This window comes from Staphylococcus sp. 11262D007BW, from assembly GCF_053547815.1.
The window spans coordinates 1,587,955-1,612,670 of the sequence record NZ_JBPWPJ010000001.1 but is presented as its reverse complement, the minus strand read 5'-3'; the positions used below and the strand labels follow the sequence as shown (position 1 = coordinate 1,612,670).

Genomic DNA, 24,716 nt, shown 5'->3' with positions numbered 1-24,716 from the left:
TATACGCCCTATTATAACGAGATATTGAAGATAAATAAATTGATTATACGAATTTATAATGTAAATGTAATAAAACGTCATATCTAGACGGTGACATAAAAACATGATTCACTTTGTGTTCACAAAATTTCCTAAAAGTTTGTTGATGTCATTTTAGGATATAATGTATAGTGAAAAATGAACTCACATGAATTGATTAGAGAAAAATGCGTGATGTGATTAGAGGAGGAAAATTATGTATATTCAACCAGATGAGTCATTATGGTCAGGACGTTTAGATAGTGAGACAGATCGTGCATCTTTTCGTCACTTTCAAACAATTCAATTGGGAGATATTAATAAAGTAGAAAACAACCCTAACGGGATTGCGATGCTAGGCTATGCCATTGATAAAGGTGTAGAATTAAACCAAGGAAGAGTGGGCGCAAAAGAAGGCCCTAATGCGATTAAACAAGCTTTCGCTGGTTTACCTGCAGCAACTGAAACGAATATTATTGACTATGGTAATGTCGAACATGATCATGAAGCATTAATAGACACGCAACGTGAATTTGGTCAATACGTATCACAATTATTACAAAACAATCAACGTACATTTTTATTAGGAGGCGGCCATGATATTGCTTATGCACAATATTTAGGTGTGCGTGAAGCCAACCCTAATCAATCCATTGGTGTAATTAATATTGACGCTCATTTTGACAATCGTAAAGAAGAATCATCTACATCTGGTACAAGTTTTCGTCAAATGTTAGAGCAAGATGATCAATTAGATTATTTTGTATTAGGTATACAAAAACCAGGCAATACACCAAACTTATTCGATTACGCTAGAAAAACAGGCACAGAATTTGTTTTAGCCGAAGAAATGATCGATAACATTCATCCACGTATTAAAGATAAATTAGATCAATTTATTAACCAACATGATATTATTTTATTTACAATTTGTATGGATGTAGTAGATAGTGCCTATGCCCCTGGTGTAAGTGCTAATGCAGTATTTGGTTTAACACCATTTACTGTTTTAGAACTAGCTAAACGTATCTTAGAATCTGATAAAGTAACATCAGTCAGCATCGCCGAAACAAATCCAAAATATGACATCGACCAACGCACAGCCAAACTCGTCGGCCACATGTTAACCCACTTCATACACTATCTATAAAAAGTGCGGACAATTGCGTTCAGGATTCGATGTAATACCTAGGGACAAGCGAAAATCGCTCTTTGATTTTAGCGCGTCACGTAGTATTATCGAGAATCCTGCAATTGGGAGCCGGATTACAATAGAGTGCGGAAGAAAGCGCTTTGGCCCCGAGCAAAATCGCCCAGGAGGCAAAAATTGGTTTTTCAATTTTTGTGACCTGGGCGTTTTTTATGATTTAATATGTTGCCAATAATGTTGACATAGTTTAACTAATTCGAGAACTTGTTGGTTGTACTGACGTTTACGTGAATAATTAATATAAATTTGGCGTTTCATATTTGGGCGAATTTGAATCGCATTTAAAGCATTCGTGTTAAACGATTGATAATACACTCTTGGAATCACTGCATAACCCATGCGTTGGCGTACAAAGTTGGCCGCCACTTCAAACCGTTCCACTTCCATAACAATATTGGGTCTAACATTTAAACGTGTAAAGTAATCATCGATATGTTTGCGCACTTGATAACGACGATTAGGAACAATTAGTGGTAAGTGTTTAATGGAAATGGATTTTTGGTGTTGATACTCATCTTTCGGTGTAAGTAAAACGTAATCTTCTTTATATAATGGGACCGACACAATGTCTTCATGTTTGATTTCATCATTTGATAACCCAATATGAATATCAAAATTCACTAATCGTTGCGTGAGTTGTTGAGGGTCTAGTATTTCAAGAATTTGATAGTGTTGATCAGGATTATTGAGGTTATGCTGTCTGATTAACACAGAAACCCAATGTGCTGTTGATTCAAGAATGGACATTTTAATTTTAGGTGTTTGACTTAATTTTAAATCGTACATTTTTTCAAGCGTCTGGTGATACTGTTGAACGAGATCGACGGCATGATTATAAAATTGAATGCCTTTTTCCGTAATTGAAATTTCTTTTGTCGTACGTTTTAACAATGGATAACCTAAGTCTTCTTCCATTTTTTTAATAGTCGCTGTTAGAGATGGTTGACTAATATGAAGTGCGTTGGCTGCTTTAGTAAAACTATTATGGTTAACGACTTCGATAAAGTATTCTAATTGGATGATTTTCATAGGATTCCCCTTCATTTATAACTTGAAACTATTAATAATTAGTTTATTTATATTGGTTAATAATAGCATATCATATTATAATAGAAGTGTTGATGGACAACGCTTCATCTAACGTGTTAAAGAGATGGGAGAAAGAAACATTGGATGATGGGGCATTCAATGTGAACGTTGCACGGTGAAAATTGAATAACAGTGTATGGCCAATAAATATGTATTATTTATACGATTAATTATCAGTTTTTTCTAAATTATTAAAAATGAATTGTGGACGGTTGATTCGTTTCAACAATGAAGCACGACAACCGAACACTATGACACATATTTTATTGGTTTGAACTAAACAAAGGGGTGTTCAAATGACATCACAAGAGAAATCAATTAAAGGTAAAAATATGTGGCAATTTTGGCTTTATAGTGCTTTAGGGATTATTTGCTTTTTTGTGCCTGTGACGATTAACGGGACAAACACAATTCTTGTTGATCATGCACATTTAGGCATTAGGGCAATGTTAGGCGCGGCTATGCCATATGTTGCACTATTAATGATAATATTCGGTGCAGTTTTACCTATCATACGTCTTGAATTTAAAAAATCATTTACAGACTGCGTTATTGTGATTTTTAAAGTGTTAGGTGCCATTATTGGGTTTATGTACGTATTTAACATAGGACCTGCAATCTTGTTTAATCCTGATTACGGTCCATTCTTATTTGATAAGTTAATGTTACCATTAAGCGTCTTAATTCCAATTGGTGCGATCGCTTTGTCCCTATTAGTTGGTTATGGGCTATTAGAGTTTATCGGTGTAATTATGGAACCAGTGATGAAACCTGTGTTTAAAACACCAGGGAAGTCTGCGGTAGATGCGGTTGCATCGTTTGTAGGTAGTTATTCTTTAGGATTGCTCATTACCAATCGTGTCTATCGTGATGGTATGTACAACAAAAAAGAAGCGGTGATTATCGCGACTGGATTTTCGACAGTGTCGGCCACTTTTATGGTCATTGTTGCACGTACTTTAGATTTGATGGATCATTGGAACTTGTATTTTTGGACTTGCTTAGTCATTACCTTTGCTGTAACAGCTATTTCGGCGCATATTCCACCGATATCACTTGAATCTACAAAATATTATGGTGGACAGGAAGGTCAAAAAGAAGTCCAAATCGAAGGGAGTCGCCTTCGAGCAGCGTGGGATGAGGCTAAAAAACAATCTCATCAGTCTTTACCTTTACTTAAAAATATATGGGTAAATGTGAAAGACGGATTGGAAATGACGATTGCGATATTACCGTCAATTTTATCAATTGGATTTATAGGATTACTACTCGCAAATTATACGCCAATTATTGATTGGGTGAGTTATATCTTTTATCCATTTGTATATATTTTTCCAATTCCAGATCAAGCTTTATTGGCTAAAGCTTCGGCTATTTCAGTTATTGAGATGTTTTTACCATCATTACTTGTGGCTCAAGCGGCTATTCAAGTTAAATTTGTGGTCGCGATTACGAGTGTCTCAGCAATCATTTTCTTCTCGGCATTGGTGCCATGTATTTTAGCAACAGAAATTAAAATACCAATTTGGAAATTGATTGTGATTTGGTTCATTCGTGTCGCAATAACATTATTAATTGCTATACCACTTAGTTTATTATTATTTTAATCGAAGGAGCGATGTGAGATGTCTAGAGAAATTAAAGCTAAAAAAGGGTTAGAAATTGAATGTAAAGGATGGGAACAAGAAGCGGTTCTAAGAATGTTATACAATAACTTAGATCCAGAAGTAGCAGAACATCCTGATAAACTTGTCGTTTACGGCGGAATTGGTAAAGCGGCACGTAACTGGGAAGCGTTTGATGCCATTGTGGATACGTTACGTCGTTTAGAAGATGATGAAACAATGCTTGTGCAATCTGGTAAACCAGTTGCGGTATTTAAAACACACAAAGAAGCACCACGTGTATTATTATCTAACTCTGTCTTAGTACCAAAGTGGGCAAATTGGGAACACTTTAATGAACTAGATAAAAAAGGATTAATGATGTACGGTCAAATGACAGCTGGTAGTTGGATTTATATTGGTTCACAAGGTATTGTGCAAGGTACATACGAAACATTTGCAGAACTTGCTAACCAACATTTTGATGGTTCATTAAAAGGAACAATTACATTAACTGCTGGTTTAGGTGGTATGGGAGGTGCTCAACCACTTGCTGTAACGATGAACGAAGGTGTTGTAATCGGTGTAGACGTTGACCCTTCAAGAATTGAAAAACGTATCGAGACTCGTTACTGTGACATCATTACACACTCACTTGATGAAGCGTTAGAAAAAGCTGAAGAAGCTAAAAATAAAGGGGAAGCATTAGCGATTGGTTTAGTAGGTAATGCTGCAGAAGTACATCACGAAATCATTAAACGTGATTTCAAAATTGATATTGTAACAGACCAAACGTCAGCACACGACCCATTAAATGGTTATGTTCCTGAAGGTTATTCTTTAGAAGAAGCTGACAAATTACGTGAAGACAATCCAGAAGAATATGTGAAGTTATCAAAAGCATCAATGAAAAAACATGTTGATGCGATGTTACAACTTCAACAAAAAGGTGCGATTGCATTTGACTATGGTAATAACATTCGTCAAGTTGCTTTCGATGAAGGTTTAGAAAATGCGTTTGATTTCCCTGGTTTCGTACCAGCATATATTCGCCCATTATTCTGTGAAGGTAAAGGACCATTCCGTTTTGCGGCATTATCAGGTGATCCAAAAGACATCGAGCGTGCTGATGAATTAATGCGTGAACTATTCCCAGAAGATGAAAAGTTAAATCGTTGGTTAGATATGGCGTCTGAAAAAATCTCATTCCAAGGTTTACCATCACGTATTGCATGGTTAGGTTATGGCGACCGCGCTAAAATGGGTGTAGCACTTAACGAATTAGTACGTAAAGGTGAAATTTCAGCACCAATCGTTATTGGTCGAGATCATTTAGATTCTGGATCAGTGGCGTCACCAAACCGTGAAACAGAATCAATGAAAGATGGTTCTGACGCTGTAGGTGACTGGGCTATCTTAAACGCATTAGTGAATACAGCAGCAGGTGGCTCATGGATTTCTGTACACCATGGTGGTGGTGTAGGTATGGGTTACTCACTTCATGCTGGTATGGTTGTCGTTGCAGATGGTACAGATCGTGCAAAAGAAAGATTACAACGTGTATTAACGACAGATCCGGGTATGGGTGTAGTAAGACATGCTGATGCAGGTTATGAGACAGCGATTGAAACGGCAAAAGAAAAAGGTGTCGATATTCCAATGATTACAGGTAAAGGTGATGAAAAATAATGAATGATTTATTGATTCAAAATATTAAAGAGTTAGTTTTACCCAAATCCACAGATCGCCCATTAAAAGGGGATGAGTTGGATGAATTAAATATTGTTGAGAATGGAACAGTAGTCGTAAAAGATGGAAAAATTGTTTATTCTGGTCCATATACAGACGAATATGAAGCAAAAGAAACAATTGATGCTTCTGACAAAGTCGTGTCTCCTGCGTTAGTTGATGCACACACGCACCTTGTCCACGGTGGTTCACGTGAACACGAAATGAGCTTAAAACGCCAAGGGGTATCTTATTTAGAAATTCTTGAACAAGGCGGAGGCATTTTATCAACAGTAGAATCCACTCGTAAAGCAAGTGAAGATGAGTTATTTGAAAAAGCTGAACATGATTTACTAACAATGATTCATCATGGTGTCCTTGCAGTTGAAAGTAAGAGTGGTTACGGCTTAAATAAAGAAAATGAACTTAAACAATTACGTGTGTCACGTCGATTACAAGACAAATATAATTTAGATATGCGTCATACTTTCCTAGGGCCACACGCTGTACCTAAAGAAGCAGAATCAAACGAACAATTTTTACAAGATATGATTGATTTATTACCAGAAGTAAAAGAATATGCAGACTTTGCGGATATCTTCTGTGAAACAGGTGTATTTTCAATAGAAGAATCGAAATGCTATATGGAAGCTGCTAAAGAACAAGGATTCCAACTTAAAATTCACGCTGATGAAATCGATCCTTTAGGTGGCTTAGGTTTAGCAATTGATGAAAATGCGATTTCTGCAGATCACTTAGTGGCATCTAGTGACGAAGACAAAAAGAAATTAGATTCATCTAATACAGTAGCTGTACTATTACCAGGAACAACATTCTATCTAGGTAAAGAATCTTATGCAGATGCAAGAGGCATGTTAGACAACAATGGTGCCATTGCATTGGCAACAGACTTCAACCCAGGTAGCTGTGTAACAAACAATTTACAAATGGTAATGGCGATTGCAGCACTTAAATTAAAATTATCACCAAATGAGATTTGGAACGCGGTCACTGTTAATGCAGCGAAAGCAATTGATGTCGATGCAGGTACAATTAATGAAGGTGACAAAGCGAACATTGTTGTATGGCATGCACCAAACCATGAATATATTCCTTACCACTATGGTATTAATCATGCTGAAAAAGTAATTAAAGATGGTAAAGTGATTGTTAATCGCGACTTATCACTTTCATAAGTCTTAGAAGAACTATAATAATAGGTTGAGGCACAAGTGCTCATGCTTGATGCCTCAATCTTTTTTTATGCGTAGCTTGTCAAACAAGTAAAGACATCCTACACTAAAGGTATATTAAAATAATTTGAATAGTATGACAAAAGGGGAGTGGATGATAATGGCAGATTTAACTGAGCAACTTAAAAATTGGCGTCGTGAATTTCATCAAACACCTGAAACTTCCATGAATGAATATCATACGACGACTAAGCTAAAAGGTATTTTAAATGATTATGATATTAATATTTTAGATGCACCTTTAGAAACTGGATTTATCGCAGAGATTGGTCAAGGGGAGAACATGGTCGCCGTTCGTACAGATATTGATGCTTTACCGATACAAGAGGCAACGGATTTATCATTTAAATCACACAATGAGGGTGACATGCATGCTTGTGGACATGATATACATATGGCGTCAATTCTTGGTACCGCAATACGCTTAAAAGCACAGGAAGAACGATTGAACGGACGCGTGCGTTTTATTTTTCAACCAGCGGAAGAAATCGGTTATGGTGCCGTTAAATTAGCAGAAACAGGTTTATTAGACGGGGCTAAAGCGATTATTGGTTTTCATAATGATCCGGATTTAAAAGTGGGTGAATGGCGCGCAAAATCAGGCCATATGACCTCCAATGTAGACCGTTTTACAATTAATATTGAAGGTGTAGGGGCACATGCTGCAATGCCACAGGATGGCAACGATCCACAAGTGGTCGTAGCACAATTGGTTTCAGGATTACAAACCATTGTGAGCCGTAATATTGCACCATATGAAGAAGCGGTAGTTACCATTGGTCGTATTGAAAGCGGTCATACATGGAATGTTATACCGCAATCAGCTGTTTTAGAAGGGACAGTTCGGTCATTTGAGGCCGGTGTAAGAGATAAAATCGAAGCACGTATGGAACGTATTTGTAATGGGATAGCCCAACAATATAATGTAGACGTTCAATTGAATTATCAACGCATTACACAATCAGTCGAAAATGACGCAGATTTGCAAGAAATGGCAATAGATGTCGCGAAATCAGTGGGTTATAATGCTGAAGTACTACCACGTGCGCTAGCTATTGGTGAAGATTTTTCAGGGTATCAGAGCGTAGCACCTATTCACTTTGCGATGATTGGTTCAGAAAGTGACTATGCTTTACATCATCCAAAATTTAATCCCGATGAAGCGATATTAGATAAAGTGCCAGATTACTTTGTAACATTCGTAAATCGTTTATTAGAAGATGCTTAAAGTGTTTGACGCATTGCATGTTTTAGTGTAATGTTTGAATAGTATAATCAAATACTTCATATCAAGAGAAGTGGAGGGACTGGCCCGTTGATACTTCGGCAACATGATAAGCGTGTGCCAATTCCAGAAGTAATCATTATTTTAAAGGATGGTTACTGAAGATAAGAAGTGATATAAACCGAGATGCGAATTGAGGTCTTAACTTTTTAGAATGGAATGGTAACGCATTAATCTAAGAAGTAATTGATCTCAATTTTTTTATAAGGAGTCATTTCATGTCAGTTCAGAGCGAGAAAGAAAAAGGTCATGCATGGGGGTTAATTCCCTTAATCGTATTTATAGGTATTTTTTTAGGAGCAGGGATTATTACACAAGATTTTACGTTTATGCCGTTAAACGTAGCAGCAATTATTGGCGTTATTGTGGCTTTATTACTTAAACCAAAAACAAAATTTACAGATAAAGTGGAAGTATTTGCTAAAAGTGCAGGGCACCCTAATATCGTATTGATGATGTTAATTTTTATTTTAGCAGGTGCCTTTTCTCAAACAGCTGAAGCGATGGGTGGCGTCACATCTATCGTAAATTTAGGATTATCATTTATCCCTCAAAACTTTTTAATTGTGGGTATCTTTTTAATTTGTATGTTTATTTCGATCTCTATGGGGACTTCTGTTGGTACTGTAGCAGCGATTGCACCAGTAGGCTTTGGTATTAGCCAAGCAACTGACATCCCATCTGCATTAACAATGGCCACAGTAGTAGGTGGTGCGATGTTTGGCGATAATTTATCAATGATTTCAGATACAACCATTGCTGCGGTTAGAACACAACAAACAAAAATGAGCGACAAGTTTAAAGTGAATTTTCGAATTGTCATCCCAGGTGCGATTGTGACAATGGTGATTTTATGGTTTTTAACATTTAATAACCATATGGACACAGCTAAAAGTTATGACTTTGATATTATTAAAGTCATTCCGTATTTACTCGTTTTAATTTTAGCGATTATTGGTATTAATGTTATCTTAGTATTGCTGGGCGGTATTTTCTTATCCGGTTTAATTGGCTTATTGAAGCATGATTTTAATTTAGCCGAATTTTTAAAAGCGGCTTCAGAAGGTATTATTGGTATGGAAGATATTGCCATCATTGCTTTGTTAATTGGCGGTATGATTGGTTTAGTTGAATATTACGGTGGCGTAACATGGCTGCTGAATTTTGTTAAAAATCGTATTCAAACTCGTCGTGGTGCGGAACTTGGTATTGCGGGATTAGTCAGTGTAGCAGATATTTCGACTGCAAATAATACCATTTCAATATTAATGACTGGCCCTCTTGCGAAAGATATAGCAGAAGAGTACGATATTGATCCGAGAAAGTCGGCAAGTATTTTAGATATTTATGGTAGTGCATTTCAAGGGTTTATTCCGTATAGTCCTCAATTAATTGCGGCTGCGGGTGTTGCAGGCCTTTCGCCAGTTATGCTGTTACCTTATTCAATATATCCAATTATCCTTGCAATATGTGGTTTGGTCGCAATATTTTTTAACCTTCCTAAGTTAAAACGCTCAAATCAAAAGACCGATAACGTTAAATCATAAAGGATCTATGTGAATGTGCGCCAATAAATAATACGCTTGTACTGCCAAATGACTAGATTTTGCGATACAATAGTTATAACAACTTTTGTAAAGAACTGAGGTGAATACATTGCAACCTATGGATAACGAATGGGTAGAAATTAATATTGTTCGATTAATGAAGGCAGCTCCTTCTCAAGTATATAATGCATGGCTAGAGCCGGCTTATTTAAAAACGTGGTTTATGACTACGCCTAGAACAAATCAAACAGCGCATAGTGACATGAGCGAAGGTGGCCACTACAAAATTGTTGATCAAAGAAATCATAAAGAAATTGTTATTACTGGAACTTATGCTTCATTAATACCAGATTTTGAAATTATTAAAACCATTCAAATGCCGGAATTAAGTGACGAAGTGGATCAAATTGAAGTACACTTTGAAGAAAGAAGTCCTGGCATTACTGAAATGAACTTTACTTATAGAGGCGTTATACGTAAAGAGCGACGTTTAACTAACCTAGAGTATAAACAAAAGAAAAAAGAATATCATGACCATACCGCTCATGGATTTGAATTGATGTTTGATCGATTACAACATCAACTTGAATCGAGCGAAGAAGAGGTTTAAAAAATAAGGTGTTTCAATGATAGAATGCAGAACATGCATGCTACAATGAAACACCTTTTTTAACATGATAAAACATTATTTTGGAACCCTCTTAATGGCAGACTAGCGTGATAAATATCAATATGGCTAGTTGCAAGTTTTTGAATCAATAAACCGAAAGTCTTAGGTTCTGTAGTGACTTTTAAAACATGATTTGAAAAGCTATATTGAATCTCTCTATCTTTAAAGCTATTTAAGACATCAATCACTTTATCTTTAATAAATAGATCACTTAAGCCATCAATCAAAATGTCAAAATGCTTCTCAAAGCTATTGAATTTTGAAGAAGATAACATTTTGCGCTCATGTTTCGTTAATATGATTTGATTAAAAATGAAATTATGAAAGCTTAAAAAACTAATTAAGTAAGGTAGTGCTTTTTTAGGCAAATCAACGCGTAATAAATAATATGTTTGAACTTTAATAAATTCAGCATTGAAATGAAATTGTGATTTAAGTTGAGCAAGTAATTTAAGTATTTTTCGGCGTGTAAAAAAATGAGCAGCTTGGTCAATATGTAACGTATAGGATTCTAATTTATCAATAATCATTATAATTCCTCATCTTAAATTTTTGTTATATATATCTTATCACTAAGTACTAAAAAAAGCAGTAGGTCTTAAGATCGAAATACCAATAAAGTGTGGACAATTGCGTTCAGGGTTCGATGTAATACCTAGGGACAAGCGAAAATTGTTTTTTAATTTTTGCGCGTCACGTAGTATTATCGAGAACCCTGCAATTGGGAACCGGATTAAACAAAGTGCGGAGTGCTGCGGTCAGAACTCGAGCAAAATCGAGCGCTGAACTCAAACCGTTCTTTGGTTTTAGTGAAGCGTCTCATTTTGTTGAGAGTTTTGCAGCACGTAGCCGGATTATAAACAAAGTGTGGACAATTACGTGCACTTCGAACGCAGAGAGTTAGTGCACGTTATGCATGCGAGCGAATAGCGAGCAGGCGAACCTCAATTAACTTCGAACGCAGAGAGTTAGTGCCCGTTATGCATGCGAGCGAATAGCGAGCAGGCGAACCTCAATTAACTTCGAACGCAGAGAGTTAGTGCCCGTTATGCATGCGAGCGAATAGCGAGCAGGCGAACCTCAATTAACTTCGAACGCAGAGAGTTAGTGCACGTTATGCATGCGAATGAAGATGAGCAGGCGAACCTCGATTAACTTCGAACGCAGAGAGTTAGTGCCCGTTATGCATGCGAACTTTTCGTTTTGAACGATTACAAAATCGTTTAAAACGACTATTTTCTATTATTCTTTAAAAAGGATATTGCTACGACTAACTAATTATGTTAATATTCAGATTATTAAGAAAATGGGAGTGTTTCAAATGCTTGTTAAAGTCAGTCAATTTGCATCGAAAACATTTGTGTTATGGATGTTAGTCGTTAGTGTTTTTGCATTTTTAGTGCCGAGTACATTTGTAAGTTTCGGACCATTTATTCCGTATTTACTAGGGGTCGTTATGTTGGGAATGGGCTTAACAATTCGGTTAGAGGATTTTAAGTTAATACTAAAGCAACCTAAGCCGGTAGTGATCGGCGTAGTTTTACAATATACGATTATGCCTTTATTAGCGTTTGGTATTGCTAAAGGGTTTCAACTTCCTCCAGAGATTGCGATAGGAGTGATGCTCGTAGGATGTTGTCCAGGTGGTACGTCAAGTAATGTAGTATCTTATTTAGCAAAAGCGAATGTCGCATTGTCGGTTACGGTTACCTCTGTCTCAACAATGTTGTCACCGATTCTGACGCCATCATTAATGTACTTATTCGCAAATCAATGGATGAGTGTCTCATTTTTAAGTTTGTTCTCATCTGTTATTAAGGTAGTCATTGTACCGATTATCATCGGACTTGTGATTCAAAAGATTTTTAAAAAAGCTGCTGAAAAGAGTGAGGATATTTTACCTATTGTATCAGTCGTTGCGATTTCTATTATTTTAGGAGCAGTGATTGCTGGTAGTAAGGAAATGTTATTTCAAACAGGCGCATTAATTTTTCTAGTTGTGATTTTACATAATCTGTTAGGTTATTTCATCGGTTATATTTTATCGCATGTCTTTAAGTTAAATACGTTTGATAAAAAAGCAATTTCCATTGAAGTGGGTATGCAAAATTCTGGCTTAGCAGCGTCTCTAGCCACAGTTCATTTTAATCCGCTAGCAGCAGTTCCGGGGGCAGTCTTTAGTTTTATTCATTGTATTAGTGGTCCGTTACTCGCTAAAGTTTGGACATCAAACCTATTTCGTAAAGCTCGTAAAGAAACAGCATAATTTTTTAATAGCGCAAGGGGCTGGTATTTAAAGCATTAATGCATTGGGAAACCGATTAACGGTCTCCCAAAAGCAGGATTTTCGGCAGAAAGTTCACGATTCGCCAAAATTTGACGGATTATAAATGATCAAATGTGCTTTGACACATTTGTAAGAACGACTAACTCAACGAAGTCGTTCTTTATTTCGTTCGCTTCTGCTCAAACCCTGAACGCTTTTGTACCAACCTCTTTTTAACGTGTTAATTTACAGTTGGGTTAGGTTGTGCGAAAATAAAGTTTAAAATAACCATTTTAAATTTAAGCGTACGGTTAAAAAGGGGAGTTAACATGGCGAAAGTTTTAAATCAATACTTTATGACAGTCGTTTTAGGGGTAACTTTACTGATTTTATCTGTAGGTTTCAACACAGCTTATCATTTTCATTTCAGCTTTATTATTACGTTAATTCTTTGTGTCACTTTATTTAATTTTTTAATTGAAACGAGCCTACAACGTCTACAGCTTTCTATGTTAAAACGTCATTTAATTCAAAGTATTATTTTTCCTATTAATATTGGTCTAATTGCACTTATTTTAGGGGTATATTATCTATGTGTTTAATGTTAAGCAAAAAGATTGAACATTAACGGTATAAAAATTATACTTAAAACTATAAAAATACGTTTAAAGGAGAGCATTTATATGACGCATATTACAGGACATCATCATATTTCAATGTATACAAAAGATGTAGATGAAAACAAAGCTTTTTACATGGATGTACTTGGTTTGAAGCTGGCAAAAGAAACAGTCAATCAAGATGACGATCAAATGGTTCACTTGTTTTATGGCGATAATCGAAGCTCAGTAGGCACATTACTTACATTTTTTGAAATTCCTAACGCTGGTATGATGCGTAAAGGCACAAATATGATAGCACGGATCGGTTTATTGGTTCGAGATGAAAATGCGTTAGATTACTTTGAAAAAAGATTGCAAGATAAAGCGCAAAATATAGAAAAAGGTTATTATTTAGGTCAACCCGCACTTTATTTTGATGATCCAGAATCTTTATCTTTTGTGCTGATAGCTAATCAAGATGCTACTATACCAGAAACTTGGGAAAACCCTACGCAAAGTGACATACCTGAGGCGTATCAAATCTTAGGCATGGGGCCTATTGAAATACACGTTCAAGATCCTGCAAAAACAACGACTTATTTAACAGAAGAACTGGGCTTTAAATTAAAATATAAAGATGACGAAACGGTCTATACACTTGATGAACAAGGGTATTACTCTGATGTAGTAGTTATTCAAAAAGATGGACCAAACGTAAGACCTGGTAGAGGTTATGTGCATCATCATGCTTTTGCGACAAAAGATGAAGATCATTTAAATCAATTAGTCCAACTTCATGATCAACTGCCAGGTAGACATTCAGGTATGATTGATCGTAAATGGTTCAAATCTCTGTATTATCGTCAAAATAAAATTATGTTCGAATTTGCGACGCTTCAACCGGGTTTTGAATAATTTCAATGAATTGCTCAATAAGATTTGATACACTAAGGGCAATTCGCATCTTAGGAGGTCAAATCATGTATCGAGCAGCCATTTTTGATTTTGATGGTACGATTATTGATACTGAACAACATTTATTTGAAACGATTAATCAACACCTTACTGAGGATGGGCATGAGCCGATTACGATTGAATTCTATCGCTCGAATATCGGTGGACGTGCATTGCCATTGCATAGATATTTAGTTGATTTATTAGGGGAAGATCATGTTTCCCGAATTTATGAAGCACATCATCAAAGTGCTGCCCATCTACCTTTACGTCCAGGTGTATTAGAGTTATTAGAGACCTTACATGCTCGACATATTCCGATTGCGGTTGCTTCAAGTAGTAGTCGTGAGCAAGTCCAAAAACATATTGAATCATTAGGGATTGGTTCTTATATTTCTGTCGTTAAAGGACGTGAAAATGTGGAAGCGGTAAAGCCTGCACCAGATTTATATTTAACAGCGGTTCAAGCATTAAATTATAGCCCAGCTCATTGTTTAGCGATAGAAGATTCAGTAAGAGGCGCTACTGCAGCGGTAACTGCAGGATTAGATGTTATTGTTAACACCAATGCAATGACACAAGTTAATGATTTTTCACATTTACCAATTAAAGCAAAGGATATCGATTTATCTACTGTGGTTTCTCGATATTTTAATGGGATGTAGTTATGAGTAGTGAGATGATTGTATTATTTATCGTTGGCCCACTCATTATTCTGTGTGGCAACCTTATACTTGCGCCACGTTTTCAAAAACACATACCGATGAAAGTTCATATTCGTTCGGCAATCATTGGTGTGGTGTTGTATTTATTAGGTGCAGTACTTGTATATTACTTTTTTCTACAAGGTAAAATATAACAAAAAAGTAGCATTGAGTATTAAATGACTCAATGCTACTTTTTATTCATCGTTTTAATAATGTGCGCTATAACATAAAGTAAAGGGCTACTATAATAAGAACAAGTAAAATACCATCGACACCGACCATTAACTTATAGCGGGTATTTGGTACGCCTTCTTTAGTGGCTTTGTATGCCATGATTGCGTTAGGTATAAAGCTGATTAATAAAATAACAATAATGATAATGCCTAAAGTTAAAGTATTCATAATAAGCTCCTTTATTTACGACCACGAATATAGCCTATCAGTAAACCAATGACGATGCCAACTAATGCGCCAATAAGTTCTAAGTTTAACCAAACCCCTGCCAAAATCCCAAGAATGACACAAATCATAAGAGGCGGTCCATATTGTAATTTACGTTGTTCAGAACTTAGTAAACTAAATACTAATACATACAGTACAATAAAGACAATCGCAATTAAAATAGATTTGGTAATTAAAGGCATAAGCGGTGTGGTTTGACTCATCCAATTCGCGAAGAAAAAGATGAGCCCTAAACATATTCCGATAAATAGGCCTTTGATAAGACGTTGTTGAGTCATAAGTCGCTCCTTTTTAAATTAATGACCTTATTATAGCATATTAGATTTCTTATTTTTCTTAATCAATTTAAATTGTCCATGGTCATTGAGATAAGCATAAAATAATCCGATCACTAGACCCCCGCCTATATAGTTTCCGATAAATGCGGCGATAATATTTTTAATGACATGACCCATTTCAAGGGAAGGCAAATTATAAAATAATGTGCCAATAAATAAACAAGCGTTATAAACGACGTGTTCATAGCCCATAAATGCAAAAATCGTTACACCAAACATCATGACAAACATTTTAGCGAAGACGTCATCAATTTGCATAGCAATAACTAAAGAAATGTTGATAAAGAAATTGGCAAAAATAGCTCGAACCAATATATTTTGAAAGCTAAACGTAACTGATTTCGTATGCACAGTGTCCGTTAACATATTAATCATATCTGGTGTCATCACGTTTGTTAATCGCATTAAACCAAATAAAATAACGGCACCTAAAATGTTGCCGAAAAAGCATAATAAAAATATTTTAAGAACACGGCCTGGCTTTATGAGACGATAATATAATCCTACTGTAAAATACATAAAATTACTTGTTAATAATTCGGAATTAGTGAAGAGAATTAACACAAGCGCAAAACTAAATGCAATTGAGCCCAATATGTTCACTAATCCAGGTGGTAAATCAGGTGCTAAGCTTGATTTAACCATTAATACAAACACGGTAATGATGCTAATAATAAATCCGGCCATCATCGCACGAAAAAGATAACGTTTGAGATAAAAACTTTGTAATACATCCTTTTTATTAATTGTGTCTATAATATTCGCAACCCATTCTCTCCCATAAAAAATACTATCCCATTTAATGTTCTTATGTTCCATAACTCGATATTTCCTTTCTAACGTAATATATCTATTATAAAAAAGGTGATATTTATTGTGAATAGATTCACAATAAATTTTTATGACTATATTATGACATTTTTCAGCAAATATAAATATTTCCTTCATTACATGAAAAATGCGGTGATTCAACAAGAATGATGTAAATATAAAATAATATCTTAATTAATTTGGAAAGCGTTTACATTTTTTTACTGAAAATGCTTCTATTCTTTTCGATTTGTAGTATAATAGCGCCATGTAGTTTTAATATTTTGAATAGGGGTTCAATAAGAGATGGAGGATTGTTATGGAAAACAATGAATTACACAGAGGCCTCAGTTCACGTCAGATTCAAATGATTGCACTTGGCGGCACAATTGGTGTTGGCCTATTTATGGGGGCATCAAGTACAATCGAGTGGACAGGTCCATCAGTTATTTTCGCTTATTTAATAGCGGGGTTATTTTTATTCTTAGTGATGCGCGCGATGGGAGAGATGGTTTATCTTTATCCAACAACAGGTTCGTTCGCTAACTATGCAACAGACTACATTCATCCAGTAGCGGGGTATATTACATCTTGGGCGAATATATTTCAGTGGATTGTAGTTGGTATGTCTGAAGTTATTGCAGTTGGAGAATACATGAAGTTTTGGTGGCCAGAATTACCGTCTTGGGTACCAGGTATTATCGTTATAGTATTATTAACAGCAGCTAACGCGATTTCAGTTAAAGCATTTGGTGAGTTTGAATTTTGGTTTGCAATGATCAAAATTGTCACAATTATTTTAATGATTATTGCTGGCTTCGGTTTGATTTTCTTCGGATTAGGGAACGGCGGAAATCCAATCGGGTTAAGTAATTTAACTGAGCATGGTGGCTTTTTACCAAATGGTTGGATTGGCTTTTTCTTTGCGTTATCTATTGTTATTGGCTCATATCAAGGGGTAGAGTTAATAGGGATTACAGCTGGAGAAACGAAAGATCCACAAAAGAACATTAAGAAAGCGGTAAACGGTGTTATTTGGCGTATTCTTATTTTTTACATAGGCGCTATTTTTGTCATCGTTACAGTTTATCCTTGGAATGAACTACAAGATATTGGTAGTCCGTTTGTGGCAACATTCGCTAAGGTAGGTATTACAATCGCGGCTGGTTTAATTAACTTTGTTGTGATCACTGCAGCGATGTCAGGATGTAACTCAGGTATTTTCAGTTCAAGTCGTATGATTTTCACTTTAGCTCAAAACGGTCAATTACCAAAAATATTCACAAAAGTTATGAAAAATGGAGTACCATTCTACACAGTTCTTGCAGTATCCATTGGTATCTTTATAGGGGTTATTTTAAATATTGTGTTACCAATGATTATTGAAGGATCTGAAAGTATTTTCGTTTATGTATACAGTGCATCAATCTTACCAGGTATGGTACCGTGGTTTATGATTTTAATCAGTCATATTCAATTTAGACGTAAATATCCAGAAAAAATAGAAAATCATCCATTTAAAATGCCAGGAGCGCCGTTTACAAACTATTTAACAATTGTCTTTTTACTACTTGTATTAGTAGGGATGATTATTAATGTTGAAACACGCGTATCTGTGATTATCGGATTTATCTTCTTAGGATTTATGTCAGCATTTTTCTTTATGCGTGGTTATCATAAACGCGATAAAAAAGATTTAATGTTATAAGTTAGAGCCTTTAGAGGTTAAGACTAAAAGTACGTTGAATCATGCAAAGCTTGTACTAAGCGATGCATATCAATGCGCTAAGTCTTAACCTCTATTTATTTTGAAAAAATTATTGAGAGAGTGAAAGGTGCTGCTGTGCGGTTTGTATCACTGTAATATATCCGCGATTAACGAGGGATTGATTGCCATAATCAATACGAATGAGAGGGTTGTGATAAAGATTGTCTAAACATTGATAGTACGCTTCATAAAAATAGGGTGGTGTGAAGTTCAATGTATCAGGACGGGGTGCTTGTTGATAATAACTTGAAACAAGCTCGTGAAGTTGATCGAGTGCAGCGCGATCATCAAATGATGTTGATAAATAGTGTAAATCAAAAAAAGTAGCTTGATGCAGTAATTCAGCTAAATGCTTTATGGCTTCAGAATAAGTAGGAATAGAGTGTAGATTCATAGTTGTCATCCTTTCGATTAATATATTATAGTATAACACATGAGATAGAATTTTACTTAATTATCTGAAAGTTAATATATTAAAGGAGAGTGATTTTATGACAGCTTATCGTTGGAGAGATATAGCGTGGAGAGATTTATGGTTAATTCCGATTGTGCTTGTCTCACAATTTGTTTTAGCGTTTATCTTTTTCAGTATATCTATTGGCACCACACTTATAAATGGTGGTGAGATAACAGAAACTAGTTTAACATATGGCATCGTACTAACGATGGTAGTTTCTGTAATAAGTTATTTACTTGTTATCCTGAGTTTTTGGTTATTACACTTAAAAACGATGAAGACACGTTTTTTAGCAGGTATAGAAGGCATTAAAACATATTGGAAATGGATTGTGGGTGTGTATATTATTACATATGCCGTTTCAGTACTTTACAATGTTTTAAAACCATGGTTGCCTGAACCATTTCAATATGCCGAGTCTGAAAATGAAATGATTATTAATGAAATGATTAATAATACAGCATTGCTTCCATTAAGCTTTGCATTTATCGTCATTTTAGGTCCAATTGTTGAAGAAATCTTTTTCCGTCATATACTTATTGGTGAACTTGGCAAGAAATTCAATTTTAAAGTGATGGCGGTTATTTCGGTTGTGGGCTTTGCGGCTTTACATATTTTAGGGGCGCAGTCTCCTTTTGAAATAATTGATTACCTTATCTTAGCAGTCCCTATCGTATGGCTATATTTAAAAAGTGGCCGTAATTTAGGTGTGACAATCGCCTTCCACGTATTGAATAACTTTATTTCGTTTTTATTAACCTTAATATTTTAGAGAGAAAATATGTTGTTCCGCGTGAGCAGGTAAGCGAAGACCACAAAATAGTTTTAAATTAAGAAAGAAAAAGTTTTAGAAAGCGTTTACAATTATTTTAAGGTGTGGTATAGTTAATTTAGTTGCTAGGGGGATGGTACGATATCTATTCAAATGAGGGGTAACTATCATGGCGATAGTGTTTGAAATGGATGAGTTGTACTAGTTCTAGTTTTAACATCTTCAATATTTATTACTTACTTTCCTTTCTATACCGGTTGACTCGAGTCATCCGGTTTTTTTATGATTGTTGGTTATTATGTATATCAGTATAATATAATCAAATGGAGGAGAGATGTTATGATTTCAGACAATCAATTACATAATATTGATAAACAGATTCATGAGTGGCTTAAAACATTAGATACACTCATCCCAGAATTAATGAATACTTTAAAAACAGACAATAAAGGCAATCGTTTTGACCTTGTGACAAATGTAGATGAAACGATAGAACAACAGTTTGAAACATTTTTAAACCGCTATTATCCAGATCATCAACTGTACGGTGAAGAGTTTCATCATGATACCGATACATTAAAAACAGGACACACTTGGTTAATTGATCCAATAGATGGGACTGCTAACTTGGTAAAACAACAAAATGATTTTTGTATTATTATAGGTTATTTTATCGATAGTGAACCTGTCCTTTCATACATATATGATTATCCACGAGGTCACATTTATAAAGCAGTAAGACATCACGGTGTATTTATGAATGACCGAAAGATAGCACCACCAGCAGTGCAACCATTAAAAGATGTCATGATTTCCTTTAATAATAAAGTGATGAACGACCACACGATTCACGATTTATTAGATGCTTCATTCGGCTTTCGTTTGATGGGGGCTTGTGGTTTAGATTCTCTAAGAGTCATTACAGGACAATTTGGTGCGCACATTCATACAAACGCAAAACCTTGGGATATCGGTGCACAATTTTTATTTGCAAGCGAGCTTGGGCTCAAAATGACTAATTTTGATAAGGAACCGATTGATTTTACAAAAGGTGGTCCTTTTATTATTAGTAATCCAGGCTGCTATGAAGAAATATTAACAATTTTAAATAAAGATGGCGGTTACCAAAAAAATTAATTTGCGTCTTAAGGCGGATTTCATTTTATAAAAAATTGGATAGAATATAAAAATAAAAGAGTAGGGGTTGAGATATCAAGCATTAATGCTCTGGGAAACCGATTAACGGTGTCTCAACCTCTCTTCACACACGTATGGCATATTGACTAGCAAATGAGATAAAGACAATAACTTAATGTAACGCATTGATGTTGAAATGACTAACAAGCCATAATTAAGGCTTCCATCGACGTTAAGTGTAGTGTCTTTCTCTTTGATAGACACCTTATAAAGAATGGAGTGGGCTGTGTGGAATATAAAAGAGTAAAGCAAAAGAAAAATCCGATTGTTAAAGCTTTATTATGGATTGTAGGTATTTTATTTATTTTAGCAATTATTGCGATCGCTTATTTGGCTTTTAAAATTTTTGCAGTAGGTGGTGCAATTCATAATCCATTAGATCGCAACTATTCAGAATTACGATCTAAAGAGGTGGATTTAGATAAAGGAGAACCTTTCTCTATTGCATTATTTGGTGTCGATTCGGATTCGGTACGTGAAAGTGAGGGAAGCGGTGAACGTAGTGATACAATTATGCTATTATCTGTGAACCCTAAAACGAAAACGACTGACATGATTAGTATACCGCGTGACACACAAGCAGAGATCGTAGGGCAAGGAACGACTGAAAAAATAAATCATGCCTACGCTTATGGTGGTCCTGATATGGCAGTAAAATCATTAGAAAGTTTAATGAATGTACCTATAGATCATTATGCGACAGTGAATATGGATGGTCTAAAAGAAACTATTGATACGTTAGGTGGCATTGATGTCGTTAGTAATGCAACATTCTCAGTTAATAACCATCAATTTAATGAGGGTGAACAAGTGCATTTAGATGGTGAAGAGGCCATGGCATTTATTCGAAGCCGTAAAGAAGAAGGGGCCGGTGGAGACTTTGGTCGTCAAGAGCGTCAACAACTTGTACTACAAGGGCTTGCGAATAAACTTTCTGGCGTTTCTTCTATTACGAATTTCAATGCATTAATGGACCAACTTGGCAACAATGTAACGACAGATTTATCACTAGGAGAACTTAATACCATTCGCAGTAAGTATAAGGATGCGAATGATACAGTAAATCGTCATACACTAGAAGGTTCTGGTGGTATCCAAGATGATGGGGTATATTACTTCATCCCTGATGAAAATAATAAACAAGAATTAGTACAAATGTATCGAGATAATTTAGGTATTTAAAACAAAGTGCGGACAATTGCGGTTAGGGTTCGAAGTAATACCTAGGGACAAGCGAAAATCGCTCTTTGATTTTTGCGCGTCACGTAGTATTATCGAGAATCCTGCAATTGGGAGCCGGATTATACAAAGTGCGGAAGAAAGCGTTTAGAAATTGAGCAGAATCAAGCAAGAAGCGAAGATTGTTTTTTTAATCTTTGCGCCTTGCGTAGTTCTGTTGAAATTTCTGCTTTCTGAAGCCGGATTAAAAACAAAGTGTGGAAGAAAGCGGTTTGGCCCGAACAAAATCGCCCAGGAAGCAGCAATTGTTTTTCTAATTGATGCGTCCTGGGCTTTTTTCGGGCGTTTTGCAGCACATTAGTGTCACTTTTTTAGTTTAATTAAGCAATAAATTCATCCATTAAATTTAAAATTTTAAGATTATTCCAACAAATTTGGTATTTATTATTGTATGATAATGACACAAGGGGGGATTTGATGGAATGGCTTAAATTAATAGGTATTGTCATTATCATATTAGGATTTTATTTTAAATGGGACACAATCGGTACAGTGCTTATTGCTGCAGTGGTAACTGGACTTGTCTCTAATATGAATATCATGAACATCTTAGATACATTAGGAGGTGCGTTTGTAGATAGCCGCATGGTAACCCTGTTCATATTGACATTGCCAATGGTGGGTATGATTGAGCGTTTTGGCTTAAAAACGCAAGCAACCCGATTGATACATAAAATTCAAGGCATCACAGCAGGGAGTATTATGTCGCTCTATTTATTGATTCGCGAGATTGCTGGTTTAGCTTCTATTCGGATTGGAGGACATCCTCAATTTGTCCGTCCATTAATGAATCCGATGGTGCAAGCTGCAGCGAAAACAAAATATAAACAGAAGTTGGAAACAAAGGATGAAGAAAAACTAAAAGCACATATTTCTGCGATGGAAAACTATGGTAACTTTTTTGGTCAAAATTTATTTGTCGGTGCGTCGGGTGTATTACTCATTGTTTCAACCTTTGATTCCTTGAATATGGATGTGACTGCCGTTCGAATCGCATTATATTCTATACCGATCGCAATCGTTACTTTAGTTATCGGGGTCGTTCAAAATATTTTATTCGATCGTCGACTAGCCAAAAAATATGGTAAGAAAGTAGGTCGAAATGATGAGTGAAATGACAATTAATAAGATATTAGAACTGTTTTACATTTTAATCGGATTGCAGTTTTTTTATACAAGTTGGCGTGTTATTCGATTGAAACAAAATGATAAGCGTATCGGTACTGCGCTATTTTGGTTCATACTTGGATTTACGTTTATCGCTGGACCTTACATACCTAATTGGGTGAATGGCGTATTGGTTTTAGCGATGGGGTTTTTAACGATCACTAAAAACGTGAAATTAGGTCGTATTGTGGAAGTTGATGCGGAAGAAGAAGCGCAACATGCTTCTAAATATGGACTGAAGTTATTTATCCCAGCTATTGTATTGGCTTTAGCGGCAGTATTAATTTCAACATGGACTCCGCTTGGAGGAGCCATTGGTATAGGCCTTTCTTCTGTCATCGCGTTGTTTGTCGCTTATCTAGTATTGAGACCAAAACCGAAAGTAGGATTGTACGATAGCGATAGATTAGTGCAGCAAATTGGAACGGTTGGGATTCTACCCCAATTTTTAGCAGCACTTGGTATTTTATTTACAGTGAGCGGAGTAGGCGAGACGATTTCAAAAGGGATAACAGGCTTATTACCTGAAGGCAATGCCTTAATCGGTTCAGCGGCCTATATTATTGGTATGGTTCTTTTCACGATGTTAATGGGGAACGCCTTTGCAGCCTTTACCGTTATAACAGCAAGTATCGGTGTACCTTTTGTCATTGCAATTGGAGGCGATCCGGCAATTGCTGGTGCGTTAGCGATGACAGGTGGCTTTTGTGGTACGTTATTAACACCAATGGCCGCTAATTTTAATACATTGCCTGTCGCTTTATTAGAAATGAAAGATGAATTAGCAGTGATTAAAGCACAAATACCTATGGCACTTATTTTAATAGTGGTGCATATTGTATTGATGTATCTTTTAGCATTTTAAATAAAGGGGGAAGAACAATGAAGGTATTAGTAACAGGTTTTGATCCGTTTGATGGAGAGACAGTGAATCCAGCGTGGGAAGCGGTTAAACATTTACCATCCAACATTGAGGGGCATGGAATCGACAAATTAGAAATTCCAACGGTTTTTGACGAAAGTATTGAAGTGATTAAAGCACATCTCGCTAAACATCACTATGATATCGTCATTGCAGTAGGACAGGCTGGTGGAAGATATGGTATCACACCAGAGCGTGTGGCGATTAATATCGATGATGCACGTATTCCAGATAATCAAAAGCAACAACCGATTGATGTACCGATTCAAAAAGATGGTGCTGCGGCCTATTTTTCAAAGTTACCAGTGAAAAGAATGGTGGAAGCGATACGTGACTGTGATATTCCAGCGAGTTTGTCCAATAGTGCTGGAACGTTTGTATGTAATCATATCATGTACCAATTGGCATATCTTGCTGAAACGACTTATCCGCAGTTAAAAACAGGGTTTATTCATGTGCCATTTGCGCCAAAACAAGTAGTGGATAAACCTGGCAAGCCATCGATGTCTGTCGCATTGATGACTAAAGGGTTAGAAGCAGCCATTAAAGTATGTTTAAAGTTTGATGAGGATAATAATATTGCGCTCGGCTCAACCCATTAAATAAGGAAATTAACCCTTTAATAGGCAAAAAAATACTATATTTAAAAAA

General features: G+C 35.8%; 26 protein-coding genes and 1 riboswitch. Of the genes, 20 read left to right on the top strand and 6 right to left on the bottom strand.

Going from position 1 to position 24,716, the window contains the following annotated elements:
- The first annotated feature begins 235 nt into the window (after positions 1-235).
- Positions 236-1,168 (top strand): formimidoylglutamase, encoded by a 933-nt coding sequence (gene hutG / locus ACEE93_RS08110; RefSeq protein WP_449155051.1) that lies wholly within the window; start codon positions 236-238, stop codon positions 1,166-1,168.
- A 210-nt stretch (positions 1,169-1,378) separates the two neighbouring features.
- Here the strand turns inward: hutG and ACEE93_RS08105 are convergent, their stop codons facing one another.
- Positions 1,379-2,257, bottom strand: a complete 879-nt coding sequence (locus ACEE93_RS08105; RefSeq protein WP_449155052.1) for a LysR family transcriptional regulator — start codon at positions 2,255-2,257, stop codon at positions 1,379-1,381.
- A gap of 356 nt (positions 2,258-2,613) precedes the next feature.
- Here ACEE93_RS08105 and ACEE93_RS08100 point away from each other — a divergent pair, with 356 nt between their 5' ends.
- The 6 genes from ACEE93_RS08100 to ACEE93_RS08075 all read left to right on the top strand — a co-directional run bounded on the left by ACEE93_RS08100 (position 2,614) and on the right by ACEE93_RS08075 (position 10,344).
- Entirely contained in the window at positions 2,614-3,924 is a 1,311-nt protein-coding gene (locus ACEE93_RS08100; RefSeq protein ID WP_449155053.1) for a YjiH family protein, read from the top strand.
- Between the two features lie 18 nt (positions 3,925-3,942).
- Positions 3,943-5,610 carry a urocanate hydratase gene (hutU, locus tag ACEE93_RS08095; RefSeq protein WP_449155054.1) on the top strand — a complete coding sequence of 556 codons (1,668 nt, stop codon included), beginning with the start codon at positions 3,943-3,945 and terminating at the stop codon, positions 5,608-5,610.
- A complete protein-coding gene (hutI, locus tag ACEE93_RS08090) occupies positions 5,610-6,845 on the top strand; it encodes an imidazolonepropionase (protein ID WP_449155055.1) in 1,236 nt (411 codons plus the stop codon). Before hutU ends, hutI begins: the two co-directional genes overlap by 1 nt.
- Before the next feature lie 157 nt (positions 6,846-7,002).
- Positions 7,003-8,130, top strand: a complete 1,128-nt coding sequence (locus ACEE93_RS08085) for an amidohydrolase (protein WP_449155056.1) — start codon at positions 7,003-7,005, stop codon at positions 8,128-8,130.
- 55 nt (positions 8,131-8,185) lie between these two features.
- A riboswitch (SAM riboswitch) is annotated at positions 8,186-8,298 on the top strand.
- Positions 8,299-8,405: 107 nt separating this feature from the next.
- A complete protein-coding gene (locus ACEE93_RS08080; RefSeq protein WP_449155057.1) occupies positions 8,406-9,734 on the top strand; it encodes a Na+/H+ antiporter NhaC family protein in 1,329 nt (442 codons plus the stop codon).
- A gap of 118 nt (positions 9,735-9,852) precedes the next feature.
- Complete coding sequence (locus tag ACEE93_RS08075) at positions 9,853-10,344, top strand: SRPBCC family protein (RefSeq protein ID WP_449155058.1); 492 nt, start codon at positions 9,853-9,855, stop codon at positions 10,342-10,344.
- 59 nt (positions 10,345-10,403) lie between these two features.
- On the opposite strand, the gene ACEE93_RS08070 is transcribed toward ACEE93_RS08075, so the two are convergent.
- Positions 10,404-10,934 (bottom strand): hypothetical protein, encoded by a 531-nt coding sequence (locus ACEE93_RS08070; RefSeq protein WP_449155059.1) that lies wholly within the window; start codon positions 10,932-10,934, stop codon positions 10,404-10,406.
- Positions 10,935-11,725: 791 nt separating this feature from the next.
- Between ACEE93_RS08070 and ACEE93_RS08065 the strand changes: the two genes are divergently transcribed.
- The 5 genes from ACEE93_RS08065 to ACEE93_RS08045 all read left to right on the top strand — a co-directional run bounded on the left by ACEE93_RS08065 (position 11,726) and on the right by ACEE93_RS08045 (position 15,085).
- Positions 11,726-12,670, top strand: a complete 945-nt coding sequence (locus ACEE93_RS08065; protein WP_449155060.1) for a bile acid:sodium symporter family protein — start codon at positions 11,726-11,728, stop codon at positions 12,668-12,670.
- Positions 12,671-12,999: 329 nt separating this feature from the next.
- A complete protein-coding gene (locus tag ACEE93_RS08060) occupies positions 13,000-13,272 on the top strand; it encodes a hypothetical protein (protein ID WP_449155061.1) in 273 nt (90 codons plus the stop codon).
- Between the two features lie 81 nt (positions 13,273-13,353).
- Positions 13,354-14,187 carry a VOC family protein gene (locus ACEE93_RS08055; RefSeq protein WP_449155062.1) on the top strand — a complete coding sequence of 278 codons (834 nt, stop codon included), beginning with the start codon at positions 13,354-13,356 and terminating at the stop codon, positions 14,185-14,187.
- A gap of 65 nt (positions 14,188-14,252) precedes the next feature.
- Positions 14,253-14,891: an HAD-IA family hydrolase gene (locus ACEE93_RS08050; RefSeq protein WP_449156489.1), complete on the top strand. Its 639-nt coding sequence runs from the start codon at positions 14,253-14,255 to the stop codon at positions 14,889-14,891.
- A gap of 14 nt (positions 14,892-14,905) precedes the next feature.
- A complete protein-coding gene (locus ACEE93_RS08045; protein WP_449155064.1) occupies positions 14,906-15,085 on the top strand; it encodes a hypothetical protein in 180 nt (59 codons plus the stop codon).
- Positions 15,086-15,152: 67 nt separating this feature from the next.
- On the opposite strand, the gene ACEE93_RS08040 is transcribed toward ACEE93_RS08045, so the two are convergent.
- The 3 genes from ACEE93_RS08040 to ACEE93_RS08030 are packed head-to-tail and all read right to left on the bottom strand — an operon-like array spanning position 15,153 to position 16,552.
- The gene (locus tag ACEE93_RS08040; RefSeq protein ID WP_449155065.1) at positions 15,153-15,335 is read right to left on the bottom strand and encodes a hypothetical protein; all 183 of its coding nucleotides are present in this window, start codon (positions 15,333-15,335) and stop codon (positions 15,153-15,155) included.
- An 11-nt stretch (positions 15,336-15,346) separates the two neighbouring features.
- Positions 15,347-15,673 (bottom strand): hypothetical protein, encoded by a 327-nt coding sequence (locus tag ACEE93_RS08035; protein ID WP_449155066.1) that lies wholly within the window; start codon positions 15,671-15,673, stop codon positions 15,347-15,349.
- Positions 15,674-15,703: 30 nt separating this feature from the next.
- Entirely contained in the window at positions 15,704-16,552 is an 849-nt protein-coding gene (locus ACEE93_RS08030) for a formate/nitrite transporter family protein (protein WP_449155067.1), read from the bottom strand.
- 310 nt (positions 16,553-16,862) lie between these two features.
- Between ACEE93_RS08030 and ACEE93_RS08025 the strand changes: the two genes are divergently transcribed.
- Positions 16,863-18,251 (top strand): amino acid permease, encoded by a 1,389-nt coding sequence (locus ACEE93_RS08025; protein ID WP_449155068.1) that lies wholly within the window; start codon positions 16,863-16,865, stop codon positions 18,249-18,251.
- Positions 18,252-18,360: 109 nt separating this feature from the next.
- On the opposite strand, the gene ACEE93_RS08020 is transcribed toward ACEE93_RS08025, so the two are convergent.
- Complete coding sequence (locus ACEE93_RS08020; protein ID WP_449155069.1) at positions 18,361-18,705, bottom strand: hypothetical protein; 345 nt, start codon at positions 18,703-18,705, stop codon at positions 18,361-18,363.
- A gap of 97 nt (positions 18,706-18,802) precedes the next feature.
- On the opposite strand from ACEE93_RS08020, the gene ACEE93_RS08015 reads away from it, so the two are divergent.
- From ACEE93_RS08015 to pcp, 7 genes are all read left to right on the top strand, one after another.
- Complete coding sequence (locus ACEE93_RS08015) at positions 18,803-19,540, top strand: CPBP family intramembrane glutamic endopeptidase (protein ID WP_449155070.1); 738 nt, start codon at positions 18,803-18,805, stop codon at positions 19,538-19,540.
- A gap of 339 nt (positions 19,541-19,879) precedes the next feature.
- Positions 19,880-20,677: an inositol monophosphatase family protein gene (locus tag ACEE93_RS08010; RefSeq protein WP_449155071.1), complete on the top strand. Its 798-nt coding sequence runs from the start codon at positions 19,880-19,882 to the stop codon at positions 20,675-20,677.
- A 288-nt stretch (positions 20,678-20,965) separates the two neighbouring features.
- Positions 20,966-21,919, top strand: a complete 954-nt coding sequence (locus ACEE93_RS08005) for an LCP family glycopolymer transferase (RefSeq protein ID WP_449156488.1) — start codon at positions 20,966-20,968, stop codon at positions 21,917-21,919.
- A gap of 151 nt (positions 21,920-22,070) precedes the next feature.
- Complete coding sequence (locus ACEE93_RS08000) at positions 22,071-22,277, top strand: hypothetical protein (RefSeq protein ID WP_449156487.1); 207 nt, start codon at positions 22,071-22,073, stop codon at positions 22,275-22,277.
- A 116-nt stretch (positions 22,278-22,393) separates the two neighbouring features.
- Positions 22,394-23,089, top strand: a complete 696-nt coding sequence (locus tag ACEE93_RS07995) for a DUF969 domain-containing protein (RefSeq protein ID WP_449155073.1) — start codon at positions 22,394-22,396, stop codon at positions 23,087-23,089.
- Positions 23,082-24,008 (top strand): DUF979 domain-containing protein, encoded by a 927-nt coding sequence (locus ACEE93_RS07990; RefSeq protein WP_449155074.1) that lies wholly within the window; start codon positions 23,082-23,084, stop codon positions 24,006-24,008. Before ACEE93_RS07995 ends, ACEE93_RS07990 begins: the two co-directional genes overlap by 8 nt.
- Before the next feature lie 17 nt (positions 24,009-24,025).
- Entirely contained in the window at positions 24,026-24,667 is a 642-nt protein-coding gene (gene pcp / locus ACEE93_RS07985; protein WP_449155075.1) for a pyroglutamyl-peptidase I, read from the top strand.
- The last annotated feature ends 49 nt before the right edge of the window (positions 24,668-24,716 follow it).

What these genes read in the sequence shown, in the direction of transcription:
- hutG (WP_449155051.1), top strand. Translation starts at nt 236, where the DNA reads ATGTATATTCAACCAGATGAGTCATTATGGTCAGGACGTTTAGATAGT.
- ACEE93_RS08105 (WP_449155052.1), bottom strand. Translation starts at nt 2,257, where the DNA reads ATGAAAATCATCCAATTAGAATACTTTATCGAAGTCGTTAACCATAAT.
- ACEE93_RS08100 (WP_449155053.1), top strand. Translation starts at nt 2,614, where the DNA reads ATGACATCACAAGAGAAATCAATTAAAGGTAAAAATATGTGGCAATTT.
- hutU (WP_449155054.1), top strand. Translation starts at nt 3,943, where the DNA reads ATGTCTAGAGAAATTAAAGCTAAAAAAGGGTTAGAAATTGAATGTAAA.
- hutI (WP_449155055.1), top strand. Translation starts at nt 5,610, where the DNA reads ATGAATGATTTATTGATTCAAAATATTAAAGAGTTAGTTTTACCCAAA.
- ACEE93_RS08085 (WP_449155056.1), top strand. Translation starts at nt 7,003, where the DNA reads ATGGCAGATTTAACTGAGCAACTTAAAAATTGGCGTCGTGAATTTCAT.
- ACEE93_RS08080 (WP_449155057.1), top strand. Translation starts at nt 8,406, where the DNA reads ATGTCAGTTCAGAGCGAGAAAGAAAAAGGTCATGCATGGGGGTTAATT.
- ACEE93_RS08075 (WP_449155058.1), top strand. Translation starts at nt 9,853, where the DNA reads ATGGATAACGAATGGGTAGAAATTAATATTGTTCGATTAATGAAGGCA.
- ACEE93_RS08070 (WP_449155059.1), bottom strand. Translation starts at nt 10,934, where the DNA reads ATGATTATTGATAAATTAGAATCCTATACGTTACATATTGACCAAGCT.
- ACEE93_RS08065 (WP_449155060.1), top strand. Translation starts at nt 11,726, where the DNA reads ATGCTTGTTAAAGTCAGTCAATTTGCATCGAAAACATTTGTGTTATGG.
- ACEE93_RS08060 (WP_449155061.1), top strand. Translation starts at nt 13,000, where the DNA reads ATGGCGAAAGTTTTAAATCAATACTTTATGACAGTCGTTTTAGGGGTA.
- ACEE93_RS08055 (WP_449155062.1), top strand. Translation starts at nt 13,354, where the DNA reads ATGACGCATATTACAGGACATCATCATATTTCAATGTATACAAAAGAT.
- ACEE93_RS08050 (WP_449156489.1), top strand. Translation starts at nt 14,253, where the DNA reads ATGTATCGAGCAGCCATTTTTGATTTTGATGGTACGATTATTGATACT.
- ACEE93_RS08045 (WP_449155064.1), top strand. Translation starts at nt 14,906, where the DNA reads ATGATTGTATTATTTATCGTTGGCCCACTCATTATTCTGTGTGGCAAC.
- ACEE93_RS08040 (WP_449155065.1), bottom strand. Translation starts at nt 15,335, where the DNA reads ATGAATACTTTAACTTTAGGCATTATCATTATTGTTATTTTATTAATC.
- ACEE93_RS08035 (WP_449155066.1), bottom strand. Translation starts at nt 15,673, where the DNA reads ATGACTCAACAACGTCTTATCAAAGGCCTATTTATCGGAATATGTTTA.
- ACEE93_RS08030 (WP_449155067.1), bottom strand. Translation starts at nt 16,552, where the DNA reads ATGGAACATAAGAACATTAAATGGGATAGTATTTTTTATGGGAGAGAA.
- ACEE93_RS08025 (WP_449155068.1), top strand. Translation starts at nt 16,863, where the DNA reads ATGGAAAACAATGAATTACACAGAGGCCTCAGTTCACGTCAGATTCAA.
- ACEE93_RS08020 (WP_449155069.1), bottom strand. Translation starts at nt 18,705, where the DNA reads ATGAATCTACACTCTATTCCTACTTATTCTGAAGCCATAAAGCATTTA.
- ACEE93_RS08015 (WP_449155070.1), top strand. Translation starts at nt 18,803, where the DNA reads ATGACAGCTTATCGTTGGAGAGATATAGCGTGGAGAGATTTATGGTTA.
- ACEE93_RS08010 (WP_449155071.1), top strand. Translation starts at nt 19,880, where the DNA reads ATGATTTCAGACAATCAATTACATAATATTGATAAACAGATTCATGAG.
- ACEE93_RS07995 (WP_449155073.1), top strand. Translation starts at nt 22,394, where the DNA reads ATGGAATGGCTTAAATTAATAGGTATTGTCATTATCATATTAGGATTT.
- ACEE93_RS07990 (WP_449155074.1), top strand. Translation starts at nt 23,082, where the DNA reads ATGAGTGAAATGACAATTAATAAGATATTAGAACTGTTTTACATTTTA.
- pcp (WP_449155075.1), top strand. Translation starts at nt 24,026, where the DNA reads ATGAAGGTATTAGTAACAGGTTTTGATCCGTTTGATGGAGAGACAGTG.